Source organism: Alcaligenes phenolicus (genome assembly GCF_032063905.1).
Taxonomy (GTDB): Bacteria; Pseudomonadota; Gammaproteobacteria; order Burkholderiales; family Burkholderiaceae_B; genus Alcaligenes; species Alcaligenes phenolicus.
The window spans coordinates 238,047-258,113 of sequence record NZ_DAMBOE010000005.1; the positions used below are offsets into that span (position 1 = coordinate 238,047).

Here is a 20,067-nt window from a genome sequence, read left to right on the forward strand (position 1 = left end):
ACCCAGGGTTATGGAGTGCGCCAACTATTCATTGGCGCTCTGCGGCGACCCCCAAGACAATAGAGGCCAGTTATTGGGGGTATTTCCATGCATGTATGTATTATCGGCGCCGGTGTCATTGGGATGAGCACCGCGTTCATGTTGCGCCAGAAAGGGGTGAAGGTCACGGTACTGGAAGCCGGTTCGCAAGTGGCCGGACAGACCAGCTTTGCCAACGGCGGACAGTTAAGCTACAGCTATGTGGCCCCCCTGGCCGATCCCGGTGTGTTCAAGGATTTGCCACGCTGGTTATTGAATAAAGACTCGCCTCTGCGCTTCAAGCCTGCGTTGAGCCCGCAGCAATGGCGTTGGCTGCTGCATTTTCTGAAAGCCTGCCGGAGCGATGTGGTGCGCCGTACTACCGCGCAGATGCTGACCTTGTCCTATCTAAGCCGCGATATCCTGCACGACTGGCAAGAGCGCTTCAATCTGGAATTTGCCCATCAAAACAATGGCAAGTTGATTGTGTTCCGCAGCCCCGGCCCATTCCAGCATGCGCGTGAACAGGCGCAATTGCAGGCGGATATGGGATCGTCACAACAAGTGCTGGAAGCGGCCCAAGTGCTGGAGCTGGAGCCTTCCTTGCAGGCGTTGGGCTCGCGCTTGCAGGGGGCGATTTACACCCCTAGCGAAGAAGCTGGCGATGCTTATCTGTTTTCCGTGGCCTTGCATGAGCGTATGCAAAACGACAGCGACTACCAGTTGAAGCTGAACACGCCGGTGCAGCGCTTTGTAATGGAAGGGCGCGATATCCGTGCGGTGCAAACCGCTGAAGGCGAGATACAGGCGGATCAGTTTGTTGTGGCCAGCGGTATGGGCACGGTGCCTTTGCTGCGTCAGCTGGGTGGCCGTCCTCTGATCTACCCCTTGAAGGGTTATAGCTTGAGCCTGCCTCTGGAAGGCTTGAATCAGGCCGTGCCGGCTATCAGCGTGACCGACTACGAACAGCGCATTGTGTATGCCCGTTTGGGTGAAGTGCTGCGTATGGCCGCGATGGTAGATATCGGTTTTGATGGCCTGGATATTCCCGCTGCCCGTATGGCGACTTTGAAGCAACAGGTGAAGGATCTATTCCCTGGCCTGCCGCTGGAGCAGGCGCAGACCTGGGCCGGTTTGCGTCCTGCTACGCCTTCGGGCAAGCCCGTTGTGGGGGCCAGCAAGCTGGCCGGTCGCTTGTGGGTGAATGCAGGCCAAGGCGCATTGGGCTTCACCTTGGCTTGCGGCAGCGCGGCGATTCTGGCGGCTCATCTGACGGGCGAGGCTTCGCCTATTGATGATGCTCCATTTCGTCCTTAGATCTTGAAGCGGATGATGGGTACGTGGCAATCAATTGTCCGTGGCCGGTCATGGGTTTACGGTAGCAGGGCGTGGTATTGAATGTTGGGTGCTGGGTAATTGGCCACTAGTAATCAGTAGCGATGATTGCGCACCAGTAGATGGAAATGGGCAAGTTTTCCCTTGGAAGCTTGCCCATTTTTTTTGACGTATTTGTTTTTAGACGGTTGCCCGCAAAACCGGCGTCGCTTTGAGGCCCGCCGTCAGCAAGAGGGATAGCCCATAAATAGCTACCGCCAGCACCGGAATCGACCACAGCGCATTGAAATCCAGTGCCGTGAACAGGTAGCGGTACATCAGGTCGATCAGCCAGGGGTGGATCAAATACACCCCCAAAGTCAGCTCCGCCAGATGGGCACTGATACGCGAGTTGATCAAGGGCTGATCCCAGTCACGCAGCAGCAGAATCAGCGCGATGGACATGGGGATGACGGTGATGCTCAGGTAATCATAAAAGTACGCACCCGTTTGTCTATCGTGCGTGATAGCCAGTGCATAAAAACCCCAGGCCGTTGCCACGATACTGCCCAGCAGCACCGTGATAGTCAGCCAGCGAGGCACGGTCACCGGCACTTTGCGCAGCAGATAGCCAAGCAGGAAATAGGGTAGATAGGACAGGAACCAGGTAAAGAAGGGCGCAGAGTGGGTGTTCAAGTCCGGATTGCTGAGGGTGCTAAGGGCAGACAGCACAAAGGCCGCCCCGGTCAGCGCAGCCAGCTGCTTCAAGTTGGTGTTCTGGACCATGCGACGCAAAAAGGGCGTGAACAGGTACAGGAACACAATCATGTACAGAAACCAGAGATGGAAATAAGGCCGACCCTGCAGCAGCCGCTCCAGATAGGGATAGGGGTCCGCTTCCGGCGTCCACCAATGCTGCTTGAAGGCCGTCCAGCCCAGATAGAAAGCGGTCCAGAACAGCAGCGGCAGCAAGACTCGCGATGCTCGCTTTCGATAGAACAGCTTCATGCCTTCCTGGGGACGAGGCTCCAGCAAGAGTGCGCCGCTGACCATGACGAATACCGGCACACACCAGCGGGTGGCGGCGTCGTAAAGATTGCCACTCCACCAGTTGGCAGTACCCAACTCGGCATTCAGGACGGCGTAGGCGGCGATATGCAGGCAGACGACGGAGAAAATCGCCACGATCCGTGCATTGCTGATCCAGTTCATGACAGGACATAAAAATCAGAGACCTCCCCATCCTAACGAGCAGACGTTTCTGATTTGTCCCCCAAATACGGGATTTAGCGTCCAGTTTTATCTGGATGTGACTGCATGGCTGCAGGTTTTCTGTGGATGCAGGCTGGATGAAAACATCCCGCTCTCTTTCGAAGAAGACTGAAAAAGGGTGTATAAATTACCAGCGTTATACGGTTAAATAGCAGGCTTAGCCAGACAGACCCGCCAGGGCATTCCTGAGCGGGCGGTGCTGGGCAGGAGTACGGTGGATGGAGCTGGATTTGAGGGGCTTGGATGTGCTGATTGCCCTGGTCGCCTTGGCGCTGGGTTTGCTGATCGGGCTGTGGCTGCGGGCACGCATTAGTGCGCCTATTGAGCAGGCCTTGGCGGATCGCTGCACACGTCTGGAACAAGATCTGGCCTCTGCTCAGGAGCAGACTCAGGATGCGCAGGATAGGGCGGTGGAGCTGGACAAAGAGCTGATACGCCGCGATGCCCAGTTGCAGGCTCAGGAGATGCGCAATCAGGCCATACAAGAGGACCTGGAGCATAGCCGCGAGCAGATGCGTTTGCAGTTCGAGTCTTTGGCCCAGCAGATTCTGGAGGCCAAAGGACAGACCTTGCGTCAGGATAGTCAGCGCACTTTGGATGAAATGCTGCGGCCGTTCCGGGAGCAATTGGCCGGTTTCCAGTTGCGCGTGAACCAAGTGCACGATGAGTCCGTCAAAGGCCAGACCGCCTTGAATCTGGAGCTGCAACGCATGCAGGAAATGGGCCTGCGCATGAGTGCCGAGGCTCACTCCCTGGCGGTGGCTCTGAAGGGCGATAAAAAGACCACCGGCAACTGGGGCGAAACGCAGCTGGAAAAAACGCTGGAAGTGGCCGGTTTGGTACGAGGTGTCCACTTTGACACACAATGGCAGGCCCGCGACGAGCAAGGCCGCTTGCGATACCCCGACTTCGTGGTGCACCTGCCGCAGGACAAGCATCTGGTGCTCGATTGCAAAGTGTCCCTGGTGGATTACGACCGTGCTATCCGCGCTGAGACTGACGAGGAACGTCAACAAAGCCTGCAAGCGCATGTGCAAGCGCTACGCAATCATATTGATGATCTGGCCTCCAAGGATTACAGCGCCTTGGCAGGCTTGAACAGCCCCGGCTTCGTGTTCATGTACGTGCCCATTGAAGCGGCCTATATGCAGGCTTTGCAGCATCATCATGGCCTGTTTGACTACGGCCTGGGCAAGAACGTCCTGATGGTCTCGCACACAACCTTGCTGCCTATTCTGCGTACCGTAGCCAATATCTGGATGATGGTGCGCAGCAACGAGCAAGCCCATGAATTAAGTCAGCGCGCAGGTGATATCTACAACCAGGTATCCATCCTGGCCGAGCGCCTGAAAAAGCTGGGTGAAACCTTGGGACAGGCGGGCAAGCACTACAACAGCGCGGTGACTGCACTGGCCGGCCAGCAAGGCTTGTACGGGAAAGTCAGCCGCTTTGCCGAGCTATCGGCCAGGGCTAAACGCACCCAACCTGGCATTGAGCCCTTGCATACGGATATAGAGCACGAACGTCTGGATTGGGTCTTGCCGGAAGAGGCAGAGCCAGTTCAGGACAAAGAGCCAGATACCTAATCTGGAGCAGGCTTGAGGATATAGGGTAGATTGCAGGCCGAAAAAGCACATGGCGTCCGAGTACGCCGTGTAGCTCACATCGATTTATTGTTTATTCCGCGCGTCGTCGCTCAGGCATGAGCAGGTCCATGAAAGGACACGACTTTGGGCCTTGGCTTTTGCTCTGCCTGCCACAGATCGTAGTGGGACTGCATATTGATCCACATCTCGGCGCTGGTTCCAAGCGCGTCGCGCAGACGTAAGGCCATGTCTGCCGAAATACCGGCAGAACCATTGAGGATGCGCGATAAGGCTGCACGCGTTACGCCAAGACGGGATGCCGCCTCTGTGACACTGAGTTCGCCCAAGTATTCCCGCAAGACTGGGCCGGGGTGGGATGGGTTGTGCATACGCATAGTGTTTTCCTAGTGATAGTCCTGGTAGTCCACCAAAACAGCGTCTTCGCCTTCAAAGTAAAAGGTTAGACGCCAGTTTCCGCTAACCGATATTGTGTAGTGATCTTGTACAGATTGGCCTTTGGTGTTTTTGCCAGATAACTTGTGGAGCTTCCATCCGGGGGCGTTCATATCTTCCGCTTGAGTAGCAGAGTGCAGGGCCGTTAACTGAATCTGAAGGCGAACAGCATGCTTGGCTTGGATGCCGGATTTGGAGCCGGTTTCAAAGTAAGCCTGAAGACCCTTGTGTCGGAAGCTCTTAATCATTTGTATAGTGTATATGATCGCTATACGATATGCAAATATTGACGTTATTCTTGGCCTATTTGCTGTTTCGCCTGGGGTTGAGTTTTTGAACTGGCTGAGGGGCGTTGAGGCTGGTTTAGTGCGGTCGATGGCTTTTATGGTTGAGCGCCATCATCCTGCTCAATAAGCTCCAGCCACTGCTCCACCAATTGCGGTGCACTGAACAGATAGCCTTGCAGCGCATGGCAGCCGCGACGCAGCAGGAATTCTTTTTGCTGCTCGTTTTCCACGCCCTCGGCCACGACATGCAGCCCTAGCTGTCTTGCCATGGCCAGCACCGTGCGCACAATGGCGTTGGCTTCTTGTTCCATGGGTACGCCCAGGATCAGGCTGCGGTCCATTTTCAGCTCATACAGAGGCAGGCGGCGGATGGCGGCCAGGTTGGAGTAGCCTGTGCCAAAGTCGTCCATGGAAAAGCGGATGCCCAGGTCTTTCAGTTCTCGCATCATGCTGTTGGCGGAGGCAAAGTCCTCCATCAGCACGCCCTCGGTAATTTCAAAGATCAGGCGGTGGGCGGGTGCGCCGCTGCTCTCCAGAATCTGGCGGGTGCGGCGAGCAAAGTCGGGTCGACGGAATTGAATCGGGCTGACGTTGATGGAAATCGGGAACTGACATTGCTGAGTTTGCAGCAGCAAGGCACACACCGAAGCCATGATCCAGTCGCCCAATGGAGTGATCAAGTCCGTGCTTTCCGCCAAGGGAATGAACAGATTGGGTGTCAGCATGCCACGAGTAGGATGCAGCCAGCGCAGCAGCACTTCGGCCCCGCACATGCGGTTTTGCTTGTCGTATTGGGACTGGACGAACAGGCGTAGTTGATCCGAGCCGATAGCAAAACGCAGATCGTGCTGCAGGTTCAAATGCTCCTCGACGGCCTCCTGCATGCCGGGCTCGTACAAGGTGATCTGGTTGCGACCATTTTCCTTGGAGCGATACATGGCCGTGTCGGCCTGTCGCATCAGATCTTCCGAGGTCAGGGTGCTGTCGGTGATCAGGGCCAGGCCGATACTGCTGCTACTCAGGTAGGAGTGGCCTTCGATGCTGTAGGGCTCTTCCAGACGGGTGCGCACCAGCTCGGCAAACTCCAGGGCCTCCTTGTAGCAGTCACGCACAGTGCCGGGATGCAGGATTTTCAGGATGACGAATTCATCTCCGCCCAGGCGGGCCACGATGTCCTGGGGATCAATCATCAAGGACAGACGGCGCGCGACTTTGCGCAGCAAGGCATCGCCAATCGCGTGCCCTCGTGCATCGTTAATGTGCTTGAAGCGGTCCAGATCCAGAAAGTACAGCGCACCGGGTCGTTTGTACGGTTCTATGGTCTGCAGGTGACGTTCCAGACGCTGCAGCAGCAGGCGGCGGTTGGGCAGCTCGGTGAGCGGGTCATAGAAAGCCAGCCGGTAGTTCTCTGACTGCGTGGCTTTCAGGGCCGAGATATTCGTGGAGATACAGTACAGACTGGTCTGCCGGGTCTCGGGGTCATTCACCGGCATTTTGATGGAAAAGAACGTGGCGCGTATATCGCCTTTCCGGTCGCGTACCACTTCTTCCACGGCCAGGCGTTCACCGCTGTACAGCACCTGCTCGTCATTATGGCGAAACTCGTTAATAGTCTGCTTGTTAGCGTACAAATCCTGGTCGGTTTTGCCCACAATGCTGACGGTCGTGTAGTTCAGGTCTTCGCACAGCTTGCGGTTGGCGTACTGATAACGAAACTGATCGTCCTTGATGTAGACGTACGCATCAATCGCATCCAGCACCGTATGCAGATGGTGCTCGGTACGGACCAGCTTCTTGCGTTGACGACGCAGGCCAATGCGCATCAGGGTGACGGTCAGCAGGGCAATAGTCAGCAAGACACCCAGTGTCAGCAAGGCGGGGATAATCCAGGGCTTGGTCGGTTTCTCGATCAGGCGCAGGCCCCATTGGTTCAGTGTTTCTGTGTAAAACGGGTCGTTATTGTCTTGCCATTGCTTGATGTGGGTATCAATGGCGGCCAGCAGGTCCAGGTGGCGGTCCTTGGCCGTGACAAAGTAGGTATTGGTTGGCTCCAGCCGGATGGGGGCGGTTTTCAGGCCGTGCTCGCCCGCATGGCGCACTCCAAATAAATGGCCGACTACGGCGGCGTCGGCCTGTTTGCTTTGGACCAGTTTCAGGGCATTGTATTGGGAGTCAGTAATGACCAGCTTGGAACCCAACTCCAGTTTCTGCAAAATATTGTAGAGCTGGGTTAGTTGCAGGGTTCCGCTCATGACGGCAATGCGTTTGCCATTCAAATCGTTCAGCGCACCGATATGGGTGGTTTTGCCGGTGAAGATCTGAGACCAGTCCTCCAGCACGGCACGATTGTGAAAGCTGTACAGGGCGGCGCGCTCAGGGGAATAAGCCAGGCCGGGCACAATGTCCAGCAAGTCATTTTGCAGGGCATTCAAGCATTGCTGCCAGTCGCATTGCACGGCTTCCAGAGTCCAGCCTTCACGCTTGGCAATCTCCAGCAGCAGCTCGCCCATGATGCCGCCGGGCCTGGCTTGGCTGTCCAGCAGCAGTTTGGGCGGGTTTTCGTAAATACCCACGCGCACAATATGCTGCTGGGAATGCGGTGCAGCATGGGCGGCGGGGGCGACGAAACCCAGAGTGGCCAGCATGCCTAGCACGTACATTGCCCTGCGCAGCGATAGAGTAAAAAGGCGGGGCAAATTCATAGGGTAGAGGCTGCACAAAGCAGGTAAGCGGGGGCGGGTGCGGTCATGCAACAATGATGCGACTAATTTAACTGAATATTGAGATGCGGGGCGGATGCTGCCACATTTCGGGCACAAATAGCAGGGAGCAGGCTAATGGCGGATTGTGAAACGGTAGAAGTGTGTGTTAAAGGCCGGGTGCAGGGGGTGGGGTTTCGGGCAAGTGCGCTGCGCCATGCTCATCTATACGGCGTCAAAGGTTGGGTCAGTAACGCGGCCAATGGGTCGGTTGAGCTGGTGTTGCAGGGCAGTACGGATGCGATTGACCAGATGGTCAGCTGGCTGCATATTGGCCCTGAACAGGCCCAGGTCGAGCAGGTAGATATCCAGCGTTCTTACACAGACAAACGCTACGATTTTTTTGATATACGCTAGCGCGGCAGCGTTGACGGCAGAAGCTGGTGGGGCGCATTTCACCGACAAACAAGTGATTACGTGCCGGATAGTTTGCGGGCAAACCCTAGGAAAACACTTGTTTTTTTTTAGTCGGTTCAGATTACCATTCGTTTTATTTCCAGCAGAACGTCGATGGAAGCCGAATGGAACCTTTGCTGCGACTGCAACGCATTTTGCCAGAATTGACGCCTGAGTTGCTTCGGGCTGCCCAGTGGGTCGAGCGCCATCCTGTTGAGGTCAGCCTTTGGTCCATGCGCAGGCAAGCTCAGGCCTTGTCAGTGGCTCCCGCCACAATGCTGCGTTTGGCACGGGCTGCCGGTTATGACAGCTATGATCGTTTCCGGGCGCCGTTTCAACAAGCCTTGCATCGCAATGACGATACCATGGCTTCGCGGGCTCAATCTTTGCAAGGTAGTCGCGCTGCCGAACAGCAGACCCAGGCCTTGGGCCAGCAGCAGGAGGCCGCGGTGGAGTCTGTCCTTCGGCTTAACCCGGCAGGTAGCCTGGATGCATGTGCCAAAGCTATTCTGGCGGCACCCAAGGTTGGCTTTCTAGGGGCGGGCGCCAGCTTTGCCTGTGCCTTCCAGATGCATTACGCCTATCAACTGATGTGTGGCAACGGGGTGTTGCTTAACCGTGCCGCAGATGTATTGGTGGAGCTGGAGACTGGCCTGGAAAGTGGTGGTGTGCTGCTTGTGATCAGCCAGGCCCCGTATGTGAAGGCCGTCGTGAACAGCGTTCGCTCTGCGGTGGAGCGTGGCACGACTGTGGTGGCCCTGACCGACAGTGTCTTGTCACCCATTGCACAAGGTGCCAAGCATGTATTGCTGTTTGATCCTCATACGGGCAAGCAGCCCATGGCCAGCTTTTTTCATTCCTTGGTAGGGCCTGTGACCGTAGCCGAACATCTGCTGGCTCGTATCGCTGCACAGGGCGGCAAGACAGTGGTAGAGCGTCTTGCGCAGCTGGAGTCCTCATTTCGCCGTCAGGAGATTTATTGGCAGGAGGGTGATGTTGCTGTCACCAATCCGCCTTGAGCACCACGATAGAAAGTAAACCGGACATTCCGGCAATTCAAATGGGGTCCACCCCAAGGGAGACAAAAGATGAAGCACACTGCAAAGAAAACAGGTAAGAAACTGGTGTTGGCATCAAGCACAGCAGCCGCTTTATGTGCCATGTTATTGAGCCCTTTGCCGGCCAGTGCCCAGCAAAAATTTGTCAGCATTGGAACGGGTGGGGTGACAGGGGTGTATTACGCGGCCGGCGGAGCTATTTGCCGGTTGGTGAATAAAGACCGTGGGACCGATGGCGTGCGATGCTCTGTCGAGTCTACCGGCGGTTCGGTGTTTAACGTCAATACCATCAAGGCGGGCGAACTGGATCTGGGGGTGGTGCAGTCCGACGTGGGCTACAACGCCTATAACGGCGAAGGGCAGTTCAAGGACGGCGGTGCCTACACCAAGCTGCGCTCGGTGTTTTCTATCCATCCCGAACCCTTTACGGTGTTGTCGCGCAAAGAAGCCAATATCAGTACCTTTGACGACTTCAAGGGCAAACGGTTTAACGTAGGCAATCCGGGTTCGGGCACACGAGCATCGATGGATCAGTTGTTGCAGGCAATGGGCCTGGATAACAGCTTTTTCTCGCTGGCCTCCGAACTGCGCCCGGACGAACATGGTCCAGCCCTGTGTGATGGCAAGATTGATGGGTTTATCTATGGAGTCGGGCACCCTTCGGCCAATATTCAGGACCCGACCACATCTTGTGGCGCCAAGCTGGTTCCTCTGACGGGGCCTGCTGTAGAAAAACTGGTCGAAACCTATCCTTACTATGCCAAGGCCGTCATTCCGGGTGGTCTGTACCCCAACAACCCAGACGATGTCCAAACTTACGGTGTTTTAGCGACTTTTGTGACGTCGGAGGATGTCCCTGAAGAGTCCGTTTATAACGTCGTCAAAGCCGTGTTCGACAACTTTGATGATTTCAAGCGTTTGCATCCTGCATTGGCAAACTTGAAAAAAGAAGACATGGTCAAGAACGGCCTGTCTGCTCCTTTGCACAAAGGGGCCGAAAAGTACTTCAAGGAAAAAGGGCTGCTGTAAGGCGGCCTGATATTGACCAGGCTGGCTACGCTGGCCTGGTCGCAAGTGCCACCGCACCGGCAGTGGTCTTGCTTCTGGTTTGGAGTTCCTGGGCTGCCTGGCCCAGGTGATCGGTGCTTGGTCGTTTGACCCGGCTGCATCGGTGCTTCAAACCAGGCTTTCCTGGAGACATATGCAAATGACACAACAAGAACAGAAGAAAATGGGGCCGGACGTCGCCCTGACACAGGATGAAACGGCAGAACTGGAAAAGCTGGTTGCAGACGTAGACAGGGGCGGGCGCACTGTTGCGGGTGCAGCGGGCATGGTTTTGTTTCTGGCGGCCATAGGCTGGTCCTTGTTTCAGCTTTGGTACGCTTCCCCGCTGCCCTTTGCCCTGAATCTGGGCATTTTCAATGACACTGAAGCGCGAGCCCTGCATTTGGGCATTGCCATGTTTCTGGCCTATCTGGCTTTCCCTGCCCGCAAAAAGTCGGCTCGGGACCGTATTCCAATTCATGACTGGGTCCTGGCCCTGATCGCTGCCTTTTGCGGCTCATATTTGTTCTTTTTCTATAAAGAACTGGCCATGCGCCCCGGCATCCCGACCACAATGGATGTGGTCGTGGCCAGTGTTGGCCTGGTGTTATTGCTGGAGGCTACACGTCGCTCTTTGGGGGCGCCGATGGCCGTATTGGCACTGATCTTTATCGCTTATATTTTTCTCGGCCCCTGGCTGCCGGATGCTCTGTCTCATCGCGGAGCTTCATTGCAGCGCCTGGTCTCGCATATGTGGCTGACTACCGAAGGGGTTTATGGGGTCGCACTGGGCGTTTCGGTTTCTTATATCTTTATTTTTGTATTGCTGGGCTCCTTGCTGGATCGTTGCGGGGCGGGCAATTACATGATGCAGGTCTCGTTTGCCTTGCTGGGGCATTTGCGTGGTGGGCCTGCCAAGGTTGCCGTGGTGTCCTCGGCGGTGAATGGCATTGTGTCTGCGTCCTCCGTTGCCAATGTGGTGACGGGCGGTATTTTCACGATTCCCTTGATGAAGAAAGCCGGTTACGGCGGTATTCGGGCCGGGGCCATTGAAACGGCCTCTTCCGTCAATGGTCAGATCATGCCGCCTGTCATGGGAGCGGCGGCCTTCCTGATGATTGAGTATGTTGGCATTCCCTATACCGACATCATTCGACATGCGCTGCTGCCCGCGGTAATTTCGTATATCGCGTTGTTTTATATCGTGCATCTGGAAGCGCTCAAGCTGGGAATACAACCGATGATGGCATCGGGCAAACCCAGAACGTTTATGCAGAAGCTGGCCGGCTGGGGCATGGGTACGGCGGGCACCTTGATTGTGATGGGACTGGTGTACTGGATAGGCGTAGGGGTTCAGGCGGTAGCCGGTGCCGCCGCTATCTGGATCCTGTTGTTCCTGCTGCTGGTTCTGTATGTGTTCTTGCTGAAAGTGGCCGCAGACCACGAGGACCTGCCCACCGATATCAATGTCAACACACCGGTGCGCCCCGAGCCTTGGCCAACGGTGCGAGCCGGTTTGTATTTTCTGATCCCTATCGGCATTCTGGTCTGGTGTCTGACGGTAGAAGTGATGTCTGCGGGCCTGTCGGCCTTCTGGGCCGTTGTGGCCATGTTGTTCCAGATGGCAACCCAGCGTCCCATCATTGCCTGGTTCCGCAAGCAGGCGACAGCTCAGCCATTGCGCCAAGGCGTCAGTGAAGTCTGGGTGGGGCTGCAGGAAGGTGCCCGCAATATGGTGGGCATCGGCATTGCTTGCGGGACGGCCGGCTTGATTGTGGGTGCCATTACCTTGACGGGTCTGGGCCTGCGCATGACAGCTTTTGTGGAGCTGGTCTCCATGGGCAATGTGCTGGTCATGCTGTTTTTTACCGCTGCTGTGTGTCTGGTTCTGGGCCTGGGTATGCCGACCACCGCCAACTACATTCTGATGGCGACCTTGATGGCGCCGGTAGTGGTGGAGCTGGGGGCGCAAAGCGGCATGATCATTCCGCTGATTGCCGTCCATATGTTCGTGTTTTATTACGGGATCATGGCGGACATCACCCCGCCTGTGGGCTTGGCTACCTTTGCAGCCGCTGCCATTTCAGGGGAGGACCCGATCAAGACAGGGGTGCAGGGCGTGACCTATGCCATGCGTACGGCCGTGCTGCCCTTCATGTTCATCTTCAATCCCATGCTCTTGTTGATCGGCATACATGGTGTCTGGGAGTTGATTATGGTCGTGGTGGGTGCGACCGTGGCTTCCCTGACATTTGCGGCGGCAACCATGGGATGGCTGCGCATCAAAACAAGCTGGCTGGAGACCGTCTTGCTCCTGTTGGTGACGTTCATGCTGTTCCGACCGGACTGGTTCATGGACCATATCAGCGAGAAGTACCAGAGTCGCCCCGCGTCAGAGTTGATGCAGATTGTTCAGAACACGCCAGACGGAGGCAATCTGGTGGTGCAACTAGCGGGGATGAATCTGGAGGGTAAAGACTTGCAGAAAACAGTGGCTGTATCATTGCCCGGCTTGCCGCAAGGAGATGGGGCGACCGGCTTGGCAGCGGCGAGCAAGCGTTTGTCTCAGGCAGGGCTGACGGTGATGGCTTTCGGCGATACGGCGCAAATTGCCTCGGTGGCTTTTGGCAGTTCAGCGCGGCGGGCCGGATGGGAGCAGGGCTGGGATATCCAGCAGGTGAAAGTGCCTCATCCAGATCGTCCTTCCGAGTTTTGGGTTTATATTCCTGCTTTTCTGATTCTGCTCTGGTTGTGGCTAAGGCAAGGCCGCCGGATCCGTCATGATGCCGCCCCACAAGGTGCTGTCCAGAGTTGAGCGAGCCAGCAGCCTCGGCGGCGGCTGGTAGTACACTGACGCCACTGGATGGCTGGCCCGCTGCAATAGCGGGCCATTTTCTATTTTGTTTTTGTAATGACATCAATAACAAGTGCGCCGCCCCTGCCTTCACGCAATGGGGTCAGCCCCAGCAAGGTATGGTGCCCACGCGGGCCCTGGATTTTGCTGGAGGAGTTCTTGCTGGAACGCTTTCCTCACGTCAGCCCCGAGGTCCTGCTGGACAGACTGGCACGAGGCGACATTCTGGATCAGGCAGGAGTGGCACAACAGCCAGGCTCGCCTTATCAGCCCGATCGCTGGCTGTGGTACTTCCGCATGGTAGAGAATGAAGCGGCCGTGCCCTTCGAGATGCCTGTTCTATATGCGGACGAGCGCCTGATTGCGGTGGACAAACCGCACTTCCTGGCTACAACGCCGGGCGGTCGCTACTTGTACGAAACCGCGCTGACTCGCTTGCGGCGGGACTTCGGAGAGGATGACATCAGCCCCATTCACAGGTTGGACAGGGAAACAGCAGGTATCTTGCTGTTTTGTCGTGATCCTGCGGCTCGCGGGGCCTATCAGTCCTTGTTTCAGCAGGGCGGGATCGAGAAAGAATATGAAGCGGTCGCGCCGTTTCAGGAAAAGCTGGCAAATGGGCTGCTGTACAGCAGCTGCATGAAAGAAGTGCCCGGCAAGTTTGTCATGTGTGAGGTTGAGGGCGAGGCCAATAGCAGCACCGAAATTATTTGCGAACGCCACTGGCAGGGTGAGCAGGGTCAGGAGCTTGCCTTGTACCGCCTGCGTCCCAAAAGTGGCCGCAAGCACCAGCTACGCGTGCATTTGAGCAGCCTGGGGGCACCTATTGTCCATGATGTGTTCTACCCCGAACTCTTGCCGGAGCGTGGCGCGGACGATTTCAGCCAGCCCTTGCAGTTGCTGGCTCGGCACATTGCCTTTGTGGACCCCATAACGGGTGAGCAAAGACGCTTCAGCAGTCAGCGGCAGCTGGAATTGGCGTGAGTCTATTGGCATTGCGCTTGAGTACGCTATTGCCGAAAAGCCGAAAAGCCGAAAAGCCGAAAAGCCGAAAAGCCGAAAAGCCGAAAAGCCGAACAGTGTTGGCGTAGTCACTTGATGGGTATCGGCCGTAGCATCTGACAGCCACAGCCACAGCCACAGCCACAGCCACAGCCACAGCCACAGCCACAGCCAGCCTTGCCGCCCCTGGCCGTTACTTAGCCACCGTGTCCAAGGGACGACGGCGAAAGCCCGAACCTTAATAGTCGCGGAAAGCCGCCTCTATCTCATCGTGCTCCAGCTGAGCAGCCAGACACAGCATTAATAAAATTCGGGCCTTTTGAGCAGGCAAGTAATGCGCGGCAATGGTGTGGTGATCCTGGTCATAAGCACTGTCTGTCACAGGTCCTGCATGAATGCGAGAGGCCCGCACACACACTACGCCCAGTCGGTGTGCCCGGCTGACACCTTCCAAGGCGCCGGGGGTCAGGCTGCCGTTGCCAGTCGCCGCCACCACAATGCCTCGCACACCGCTTTGTGCGGCGTGGCGGTACAGTTCGGCCAAAGTATCGGGGTGATCATAAAAAATCTGCACTTTAGGCAGGCTGTGCAAAGAGCGCACATCGAACAGGCTGCTGTGAGTGTGGGGCAGCAGTGTACGCATCATGAAGCGCGGCTGGCCTCCTGATACCAGGCCCAGCGGGCCTGCATCGGGTGAACCAAAGGCGCTGGTCTGGGTGGTGTGCTGCTTGCTCAGAAAGCGGGCGCTGTGGATTTGATCATTCAGCAGCACCAGCACACCTTGGTCGTTGGCCAAGGGCGAGCAGGCCACTTGCACGGCCTGATACAGATTCAGTGGCCCGTCCGCACTCAAGGCTGAAGCCGGGCGCATCGCCGCCACCATAACCACGGGTGTGTCAGTTTTCAGGGTCAGGTGCAGGAAAAAAGCGCTTTCTTCCAGCGTATCGGTGCCGTGGGTAATGACGACCCCGTTGATGTCCGGTCGTGCGAGCAGTGCATTGAGCTTGTGGGACAGCTCCAGCAGCATCAGCGAGCCCATGGCCCGGCTGTCCACGTTGAAAATCTGGTGGCACTCCAGGTCAGCCAGCTCGGTTATGCCGGGCACGGCTTGCAATAGCGTTTCTACGCCCTGGGTGATGTCGTAGTCCGTCAGGCCAAGATTGGATTGGGTTGTGGCGGCAATGGTGCCGCCGGTGCCCACCAGGGCCAGTTTGGGGCGTGTCGGCATGTGAGGGTGCTCCGCGTCCAGTTGTTGCGCTAGGGGGTGCGGAGAGCCTGGGGTGGCGCCGGGTTAACGGCGCACTTTCAACCAGCGCTCGACCAGGTGCACCACCGATAGCAGGGTAAAGTTGATCAGCAGGTACAGCAGACCCGCAATAACAAAGGTCTCGATGATGGCGTAGTTCTGGTTCATCAAGCGTTTGGCATGGCCGGTCAGGTCCATGACAGCAATGGTCGAGGCCAGACTGGTGCCTTTGATGGCCAGCACAATTTCATTACTGTACGCGGGCAAGGCCTGGCGAATCGCCAAAGGAAACGCCACGCGACGAAAGCGCATCCAGGCGGACATGCCGATGGACTTGGCTGCCTCGATCTGGCCCACTGGCACAGCCTGAAAACCGCCCCGGAAGACTTCACTGACGTAGGCGCCACTGTTCAGACCAATGGCCAGAATCGCGCAGCGCATGCCGTCGCTGAACAGCCACCACAACGTGGGTGAGTCCTTTACAAAACTCAGGGTGCCCACACCGTAGTACAGCAGGAACAACTGCACCAGCAATGGGGTGCCACGAAATACCGTGCTGTAGCTAAAGGCAAAGCTGCGCAAAATGCGGCTATGGGACTGGCGCATCAGGGCCAGTGACAGGCCGATGAACAGCGACAGCACAATGCCCCACAGACCGATATAGACGCTCATGCCGAACCCCTTGAACAGGGTTTCGACGGTGGTATTGAATAATTCCAGATCAATCATGCCTGGGCTCTCATGCCTTTGCCGGTATAGCGTTCGGCCAGCAAAAACAGGGCCTGACTACAGGCACCAATCAGAAAATAAAGCACGCCTGCAATCAGGTACATGGCCATGGGTTCGCGCGTGTTGGCGGCACCCAGGGTAGCCGCACGCATGATCTCGACCAGACCCACCAGGGAGATCAGGGCCGTGTCTTTCAATGCGGTTTGCCAGACGTTATTGGCGCCGGGCAGGGCGTACCAGAACATTTGCGGCAGGATAATGCGGCGCAGGCGCTGCCAGGGGGACATGCCAATGGCTTTGGCGGCCTCGATCTGGCCTTCGGGAATGGCTTGCAAGGCACCGCGAAACACTTCCACGCTGTACGAGCCTGCAATCAGGCCGATGGCCAGAATACCAACCAGCGCGGGGAACCAGCGCGTCATGACATCTTCCATGCGCATGAGATCGGCCAGATCGGAGACGACTTGGACCGAGCCAAAGAACAGCAGGTAGATGATGAGCAGCTCGGGGATACTGCGAACAACCGTGGTGTACAGGCTAACGGGGCCACGCAGCCAGCGTGGCCCGTTGGTCTTGATGCTGGCTCCTGTAATCCCAATGACTACGCCCAGGGCCATGCCCAAAACGGAGATCAGCAAGGTCATTGCTGCTCCGCGAAGGAACATCCAGCCCCAGCCTTCGCGCAGCACATTAAAAATGGTCTCTAGCATCAAGTGGTACTTCTCGACTTATTTCTTGCAGATCTCGTAGTTGGCGATGTCGATGTCAAACCACTTTTCGCTGGCGGTCTTGACGGTGCCATCGTCGATCAGCTTGCACAGGGCAGCGTCAACCTTGGCTTTCAGTTCTGCATTGTCTTTGTGAATACCGACGGCAATGCCATAACCCAGAGTTTCAGGGTCGGAAGAGCCTTTGATGACCAGCTTGGACAGGGCAAAGTTGTCCTCGCCGACTTTATGCAGGAACTTGGACTGGGAGGTCAGATCGGCAAAGGTGCCGTTCAGACGACCGGCGTCCAGATCGATTTGCATCTGGTCCAGGGTCTCGTAGTTCTTGATGGTGGTCTTGGGGGCTTTCTTGGCCAGGAAAGCGCCGTGAGTGGTGCCACCTTGAACGCCAATGGTTTTGCCGGCCAGGCCATCAAAAATAGCTTGTTCGTTGTCCGCGCCAACCAGATCGCTGTTCTTGGGCAGAACGAAAATGGCGTCTTCAACGGCGTAAGGAATACTGAAATTCACGCGCTTGGCACGCTCGGGGGTGTAGGACATGCCCGAGATGATCAGGTCAAAGCGTTTGGCATCCAGCGAAGGAATCAGGCTGTCAAAGGCTTGCACGATGAATTTGCAATCGCTGTTCAGCTCCTTGCACAGGGCAGCGCCCACGTCGGCGTCAAAGCCGGTGACTTTACCGGCTGCGTCCACCATGCTCCATGGTGGGTAACCGCCTTCGGTACCGATTTTCAGGGTGTCTGCCATTGCAGCCTGGGAGCCCAACAGGGCCAGGCTGGCACAGATCAGGGTCTTGCTGAGGAAACTCATGGTCTGGCTCTCCTTTGTGGATAGGCTGGTCAGAGCCGTATTGGCCCTGCTGGTTTTCCAGCCTGTGTCGTATTCACGAAGCGATGATCTTACTGCATTGGTTGTAGAAACTGCTGTAGACGCTCGGATTGTGGCCTATCGAACAGATCTTTGGGATGGCCACGTTCTTCAATCAGGCCGTTGTGCATGAAAATGGTCTCGGAAGAGACGTCACGCGCAAAATTCATTTCGTGGGTGACCAGGATCATGGTGCGGCCTTCCTGGGCCAGCTGGCGAATTACGCGCAGTACTTCGCCCACCATTTCCGGGTCCAGCGCCGAAGTCGGTTCGTCAAACAGCAGGACATCCGGGTCCATGGCCAGGGCACGGGCAATGGCCACGCGCTGCTGCTGGCCGCCGGACAGTTCGGCCGGGTAAGCATCGCATTTATTGCTCAGGCCTACCTTGCCCAGCAGTTCGCGGGCGTATTCAGCCGCTTCACGGGCCGGGCGGCCTTTGACGTGGATGGGGCCCTCGGTGACGTTTTGCAGCACCGTGCGGTGCGACCACAGGTTGAAGTTCTGAAACACCATCCCCAAGCGGGCGCGGACTTGTTCCAACAGGCGTGGATTGTCTGTCTGGCAAATGCCCTTGCGATTGCGATGGCTGCGCAAAATGTCATTGCCGATCTGGATTTCGCCCTGATCGGGGACGACCAGGTGGTTAATGCAGCGCAGCAGGGTACTTTTGCCCGAGCCGGAGGCTCCAATAATGGAGAGCACATCGCCCTTGTGAGCTTGCAGGGAAATGCCCTTGAGCACCTCGTTGGTGCCAAAGCGTTTGTGGATGTCGCGTACCTGGACCGCCGCGTTCAGGTCATTGTTATTCACAGCAACGTCCTTGCGGTCAAAGAGAAAGGGGGTAAGGGTTTCATACGGGTGTCATATCCTGGATGCCCGATTCTACCGCTTTCCCCCTGTTTTTTTTGCACAAGCGCTGTATTTTGCTCATAAAAAGCGGCATAAACCGGGTACGCCGCCTTATGACCTTATGGATACAGGCCGCGTACCTGACGAGATTCCAGAATGCGGGCGCAACCCACGATAAAGGCAGCCGTACGCAAGGTGACGTTGTGCTCTTTGGCAACCGCCGCCACCGTGGTGTAGGCCGAGCGCATCATCATTTCCAGACGGTTGTTGATTTCGTCTTCGGTCCAGAAGAAGCTGGAGAAGTCCTGGACCCACTCGAAGTAGGACACGGTCACGCCACCGGCGTTGGCCACCACGTCCGGAACAATGGTCACGCCCTTGTCGTTCAGGATGTCGTCGGCTTCGGGGGTGGTGGGGCCATTGGCGCCTTCGATCACAATGCGGGCGCGGATGCGGTCGGCATTGTTCTTGTTGATCTGACCCTCCAGAGCGGCCGGGATCAACAGATCGGTTTCGATATGCCAGAAGTCTTCGTTGGAAATGGCCTCGGCATTGGGCGCTCCGGCCAGACCTTTGTGCTGTTCCATGTGGTTCAGCAAGGCCAGTACGTCCAGACCGTTGGGGTTGTATACCGTGCCGGTGTGATCCTGTACGGCCAGCACCTTGGCACCGGCTTCCTGGAACAGGCGGGCAGCGGTGCCACCCACGTTACCGAAGCCTTGCACAATGACGCGGGCACCATTCAGGTCGATACCGGCGTCGCGGGCCGCTTCACAACCCACGGTATACACGCCGCGGCCAGTGGCTTCCACACGGCCCAGGCTACCGCCCAGGGAGACAGGCTTGCCGGTGACCACGCCGGTGCTGGTGCCACCGACATTCATGGAGTAGGTGTCCATCATCCAGGCCATGGTCTGGGCGTTGGTGTTCACGTCCGGGGCTGGAATGTCCTTGTTGGGGCCAATAATCACACCGATTTCGCTGGTGTAGCGGCGGGTGATGCGCTCCAGTTCGGCCTGGGAGTGGTTGCGCGGGTCAATACGAATACCGCCCTTGGCACCGCCAAAGGGCAGGTTCACGGCAGCCGATTTGATCGACATCCAGGCAGCCAGAGCCATCACTTCGGACAGGGTGACATCCTGGTGGTAGCGCACGCCGCCCTTGCCTGGGCCACGGGAAGTATTGTGCTGAACGCGGTAGCCCTCGAAGTGGGCCACGGTGCCGTTATCCAGTTCAATGGGTACGTCGACAATCAGCGTGCGCTTGGGGCGCTTGAGTGTTTCAACCCATCGGGACAATTTGCCCAGATACGGAGTGACTCGCTCCACTTGTTCGAGATAAATACCCCACGGGCCGACGTCGTCGGCGTTCAGGTATGACGGCAAAGCATGGGTGGGACGATCTGTCATGAGCTCCTCGATAAGGTTGGGGAAACGGGATACGAGTACACAGTGAAGACGCAAAATGCGCACAGACGCAGAACCTGGCAAACACGCTGTGGATTGGCTTAGCGGTGGCCGTGTGCAACAGTTATGCTATCGGAAATGGCCGCTGTTGTGTTTGCAGCGTTTGCGATGGTTTTATCTGGGTGCTGGTGCAT

General features: G+C 56.9%; 17 protein-coding genes. 7 read left to right on the forward strand and 10 right to left on the reverse strand.

All coding sequences use genetic code 11. The annotated features are described in order from the left end of the window. Positions 1 to 87: 87 nt before the first annotated feature. The gene (locus U2949_RS12510) at positions 88 to 1,335 is read left to right on the forward strand and encodes a D-amino acid dehydrogenase (RefSeq protein WP_321288064.1); all 1,248 of its coding nucleotides are present in this window, start codon (positions 88 to 90) and stop codon (positions 1,333 to 1,335) included. Positions 1,336 to 1,533: 198 nt separating this feature from the next. Here U2949_RS12510 and U2949_RS12515 read toward each other — a convergent pair whose 3' ends face one another. Further along, on the reverse strand, positions 1,534 to 2,544 hold the full coding sequence (locus tag U2949_RS12515) for an acyltransferase (protein WP_321288066.1): 1,011 nt from the start codon (positions 2,542 to 2,544) through the stop codon (positions 1,534 to 1,536). Positions 2,545 to 2,822: 278 nt separating this feature from the next. Between U2949_RS12515 and U2949_RS12520 the strand changes: the two genes are divergently transcribed. Continuing rightward, the gene (locus tag U2949_RS12520; protein WP_321288069.1) at positions 2,823 to 4,190 is read left to right on the forward strand and encodes a DNA recombination protein RmuC; all 1,368 of its coding nucleotides are present in this window, start codon (positions 2,823 to 2,825) and stop codon (positions 4,188 to 4,190) included. A 110-nt stretch (positions 4,191 to 4,300) separates the two neighbouring features. On the opposite strand, the gene U2949_RS12525 is transcribed toward U2949_RS12520, so the two are convergent. From U2949_RS12525 to U2949_RS12535, 3 genes are all read right to left on the reverse strand, one after another. Further along, complete coding sequence (locus U2949_RS12525; protein ID WP_026483809.1) at positions 4,301 to 4,585, reverse strand: HigA family addiction module antitoxin; 285 nt, start codon at positions 4,583 to 4,585, stop codon at positions 4,301 to 4,303. Between the two features lie 9 nt (positions 4,586 to 4,594). Next, entirely contained in the window at positions 4,595 to 4,891 is a 297-nt protein-coding gene (locus tag U2949_RS12530; RefSeq protein ID WP_026483808.1) for a type II toxin-antitoxin system RelE/ParE family toxin, read from the reverse strand. A gap of 134 nt (positions 4,892 to 5,025) precedes the next feature. Continuing rightward, a complete protein-coding gene (locus U2949_RS12535; protein WP_321288073.1) occupies positions 5,026 to 7,575 on the reverse strand; it encodes an EAL domain-containing protein in 2,550 nt (849 codons plus the stop codon). A 192-nt stretch (positions 7,576 to 7,767) separates the two neighbouring features. Here U2949_RS12535 and U2949_RS12540 point away from each other — a divergent pair, with 192 nt between their 5' ends. The 5 genes from U2949_RS12540 to U2949_RS12560 all read left to right on the forward strand — a co-directional run bounded on the left by U2949_RS12540 (position 7,768) and on the right by U2949_RS12560 (position 14,028). Then, complete coding sequence (locus U2949_RS12540) at positions 7,768 to 8,046, forward strand: acylphosphatase (RefSeq protein WP_009460160.1); 279 nt, start codon at positions 7,768 to 7,770, stop codon at positions 8,044 to 8,046. A gap of 164 nt (positions 8,047 to 8,210) precedes the next feature. Further along, positions 8,211 to 9,104 (forward strand): MurR/RpiR family transcriptional regulator, encoded by an 894-nt coding sequence (locus tag U2949_RS12545; protein WP_254500078.1) that lies wholly within the window; start codon positions 8,211 to 8,213, stop codon positions 9,102 to 9,104. Positions 9,105 to 9,173: 69 nt separating this feature from the next. Continuing rightward, positions 9,174 to 10,172: a TAXI family TRAP transporter solute-binding subunit gene (locus U2949_RS12550; RefSeq protein ID WP_009460158.1), complete on the forward strand. Its 999-nt coding sequence runs from the start codon at positions 9,174 to 9,176 to the stop codon at positions 10,170 to 10,172. A gap of 202 nt (positions 10,173 to 10,374) precedes the next feature. Continuing rightward, positions 10,375 to 13,005 carry a TRAP transporter permease gene (locus U2949_RS12555; RefSeq protein ID WP_407654185.1) on the forward strand — a complete coding sequence of 877 codons (2,631 nt, stop codon included), beginning with the start codon at positions 10,375 to 10,377 and terminating at the stop codon, positions 13,003 to 13,005. 96 nt (positions 13,006 to 13,101) lie between these two features. Next, on the forward strand, positions 13,102 to 14,028 hold the full coding sequence (locus tag U2949_RS12560; protein ID WP_321288080.1) for a pseudouridine synthase: 927 nt from the start codon (positions 13,102 to 13,104) through the stop codon (positions 14,026 to 14,028). Between the two features lie 256 nt (positions 14,029 to 14,284). On the opposite strand, the gene U2949_RS12565 is transcribed toward U2949_RS12560, so the two are convergent. The 6 genes from U2949_RS12565 to U2949_RS12590 form a co-directional block, all read right to left on the reverse strand. After that, a complete protein-coding gene (locus tag U2949_RS12565; protein WP_321288082.1) occupies positions 14,285 to 15,274 on the reverse strand; it encodes an asparaginase in 990 nt (329 codons plus the stop codon). Between the two features lie 63 nt (positions 15,275 to 15,337). Next, complete coding sequence (locus U2949_RS12570; RefSeq protein ID WP_021447100.1) at positions 15,338 to 16,021, reverse strand: ABC transporter permease; 684 nt, start codon at positions 16,019 to 16,021, stop codon at positions 15,338 to 15,340. Further along, the gene (locus U2949_RS12575) at positions 16,018 to 16,731 is read right to left on the reverse strand and encodes an ABC transporter permease (RefSeq protein WP_321288084.1); all 714 of its coding nucleotides are present in this window, start codon (positions 16,729 to 16,731) and stop codon (positions 16,018 to 16,020) included. Before U2949_RS12575 ends, U2949_RS12570 begins: the two co-directional genes overlap by 4 nt. An 18-nt stretch (positions 16,732 to 16,749) precedes the next feature. Then, entirely contained in the window at positions 16,750 to 17,559 is an 810-nt protein-coding gene (locus U2949_RS12580) for a transporter substrate-binding domain-containing protein (protein WP_042484623.1), read from the reverse strand. Positions 17,560 to 17,648: 89 nt separating this feature from the next. Next, positions 17,649 to 18,428 carry an ABC transporter ATP-binding protein gene (locus U2949_RS12585; protein WP_009460150.1) on the reverse strand — a complete coding sequence of 260 codons (780 nt, stop codon included), beginning with the start codon at positions 18,426 to 18,428 and terminating at the stop codon, positions 17,649 to 17,651. A gap of 158 nt (positions 18,429 to 18,586) precedes the next feature. After that, complete coding sequence (locus U2949_RS12590) at positions 18,587 to 19,876, reverse strand: Glu/Leu/Phe/Val family dehydrogenase (RefSeq protein ID WP_026483801.1); 1,290 nt, start codon at positions 19,874 to 19,876, stop codon at positions 18,587 to 18,589. Between the last annotated feature and the right edge of the window lie 191 nt (positions 19,877 to 20,067).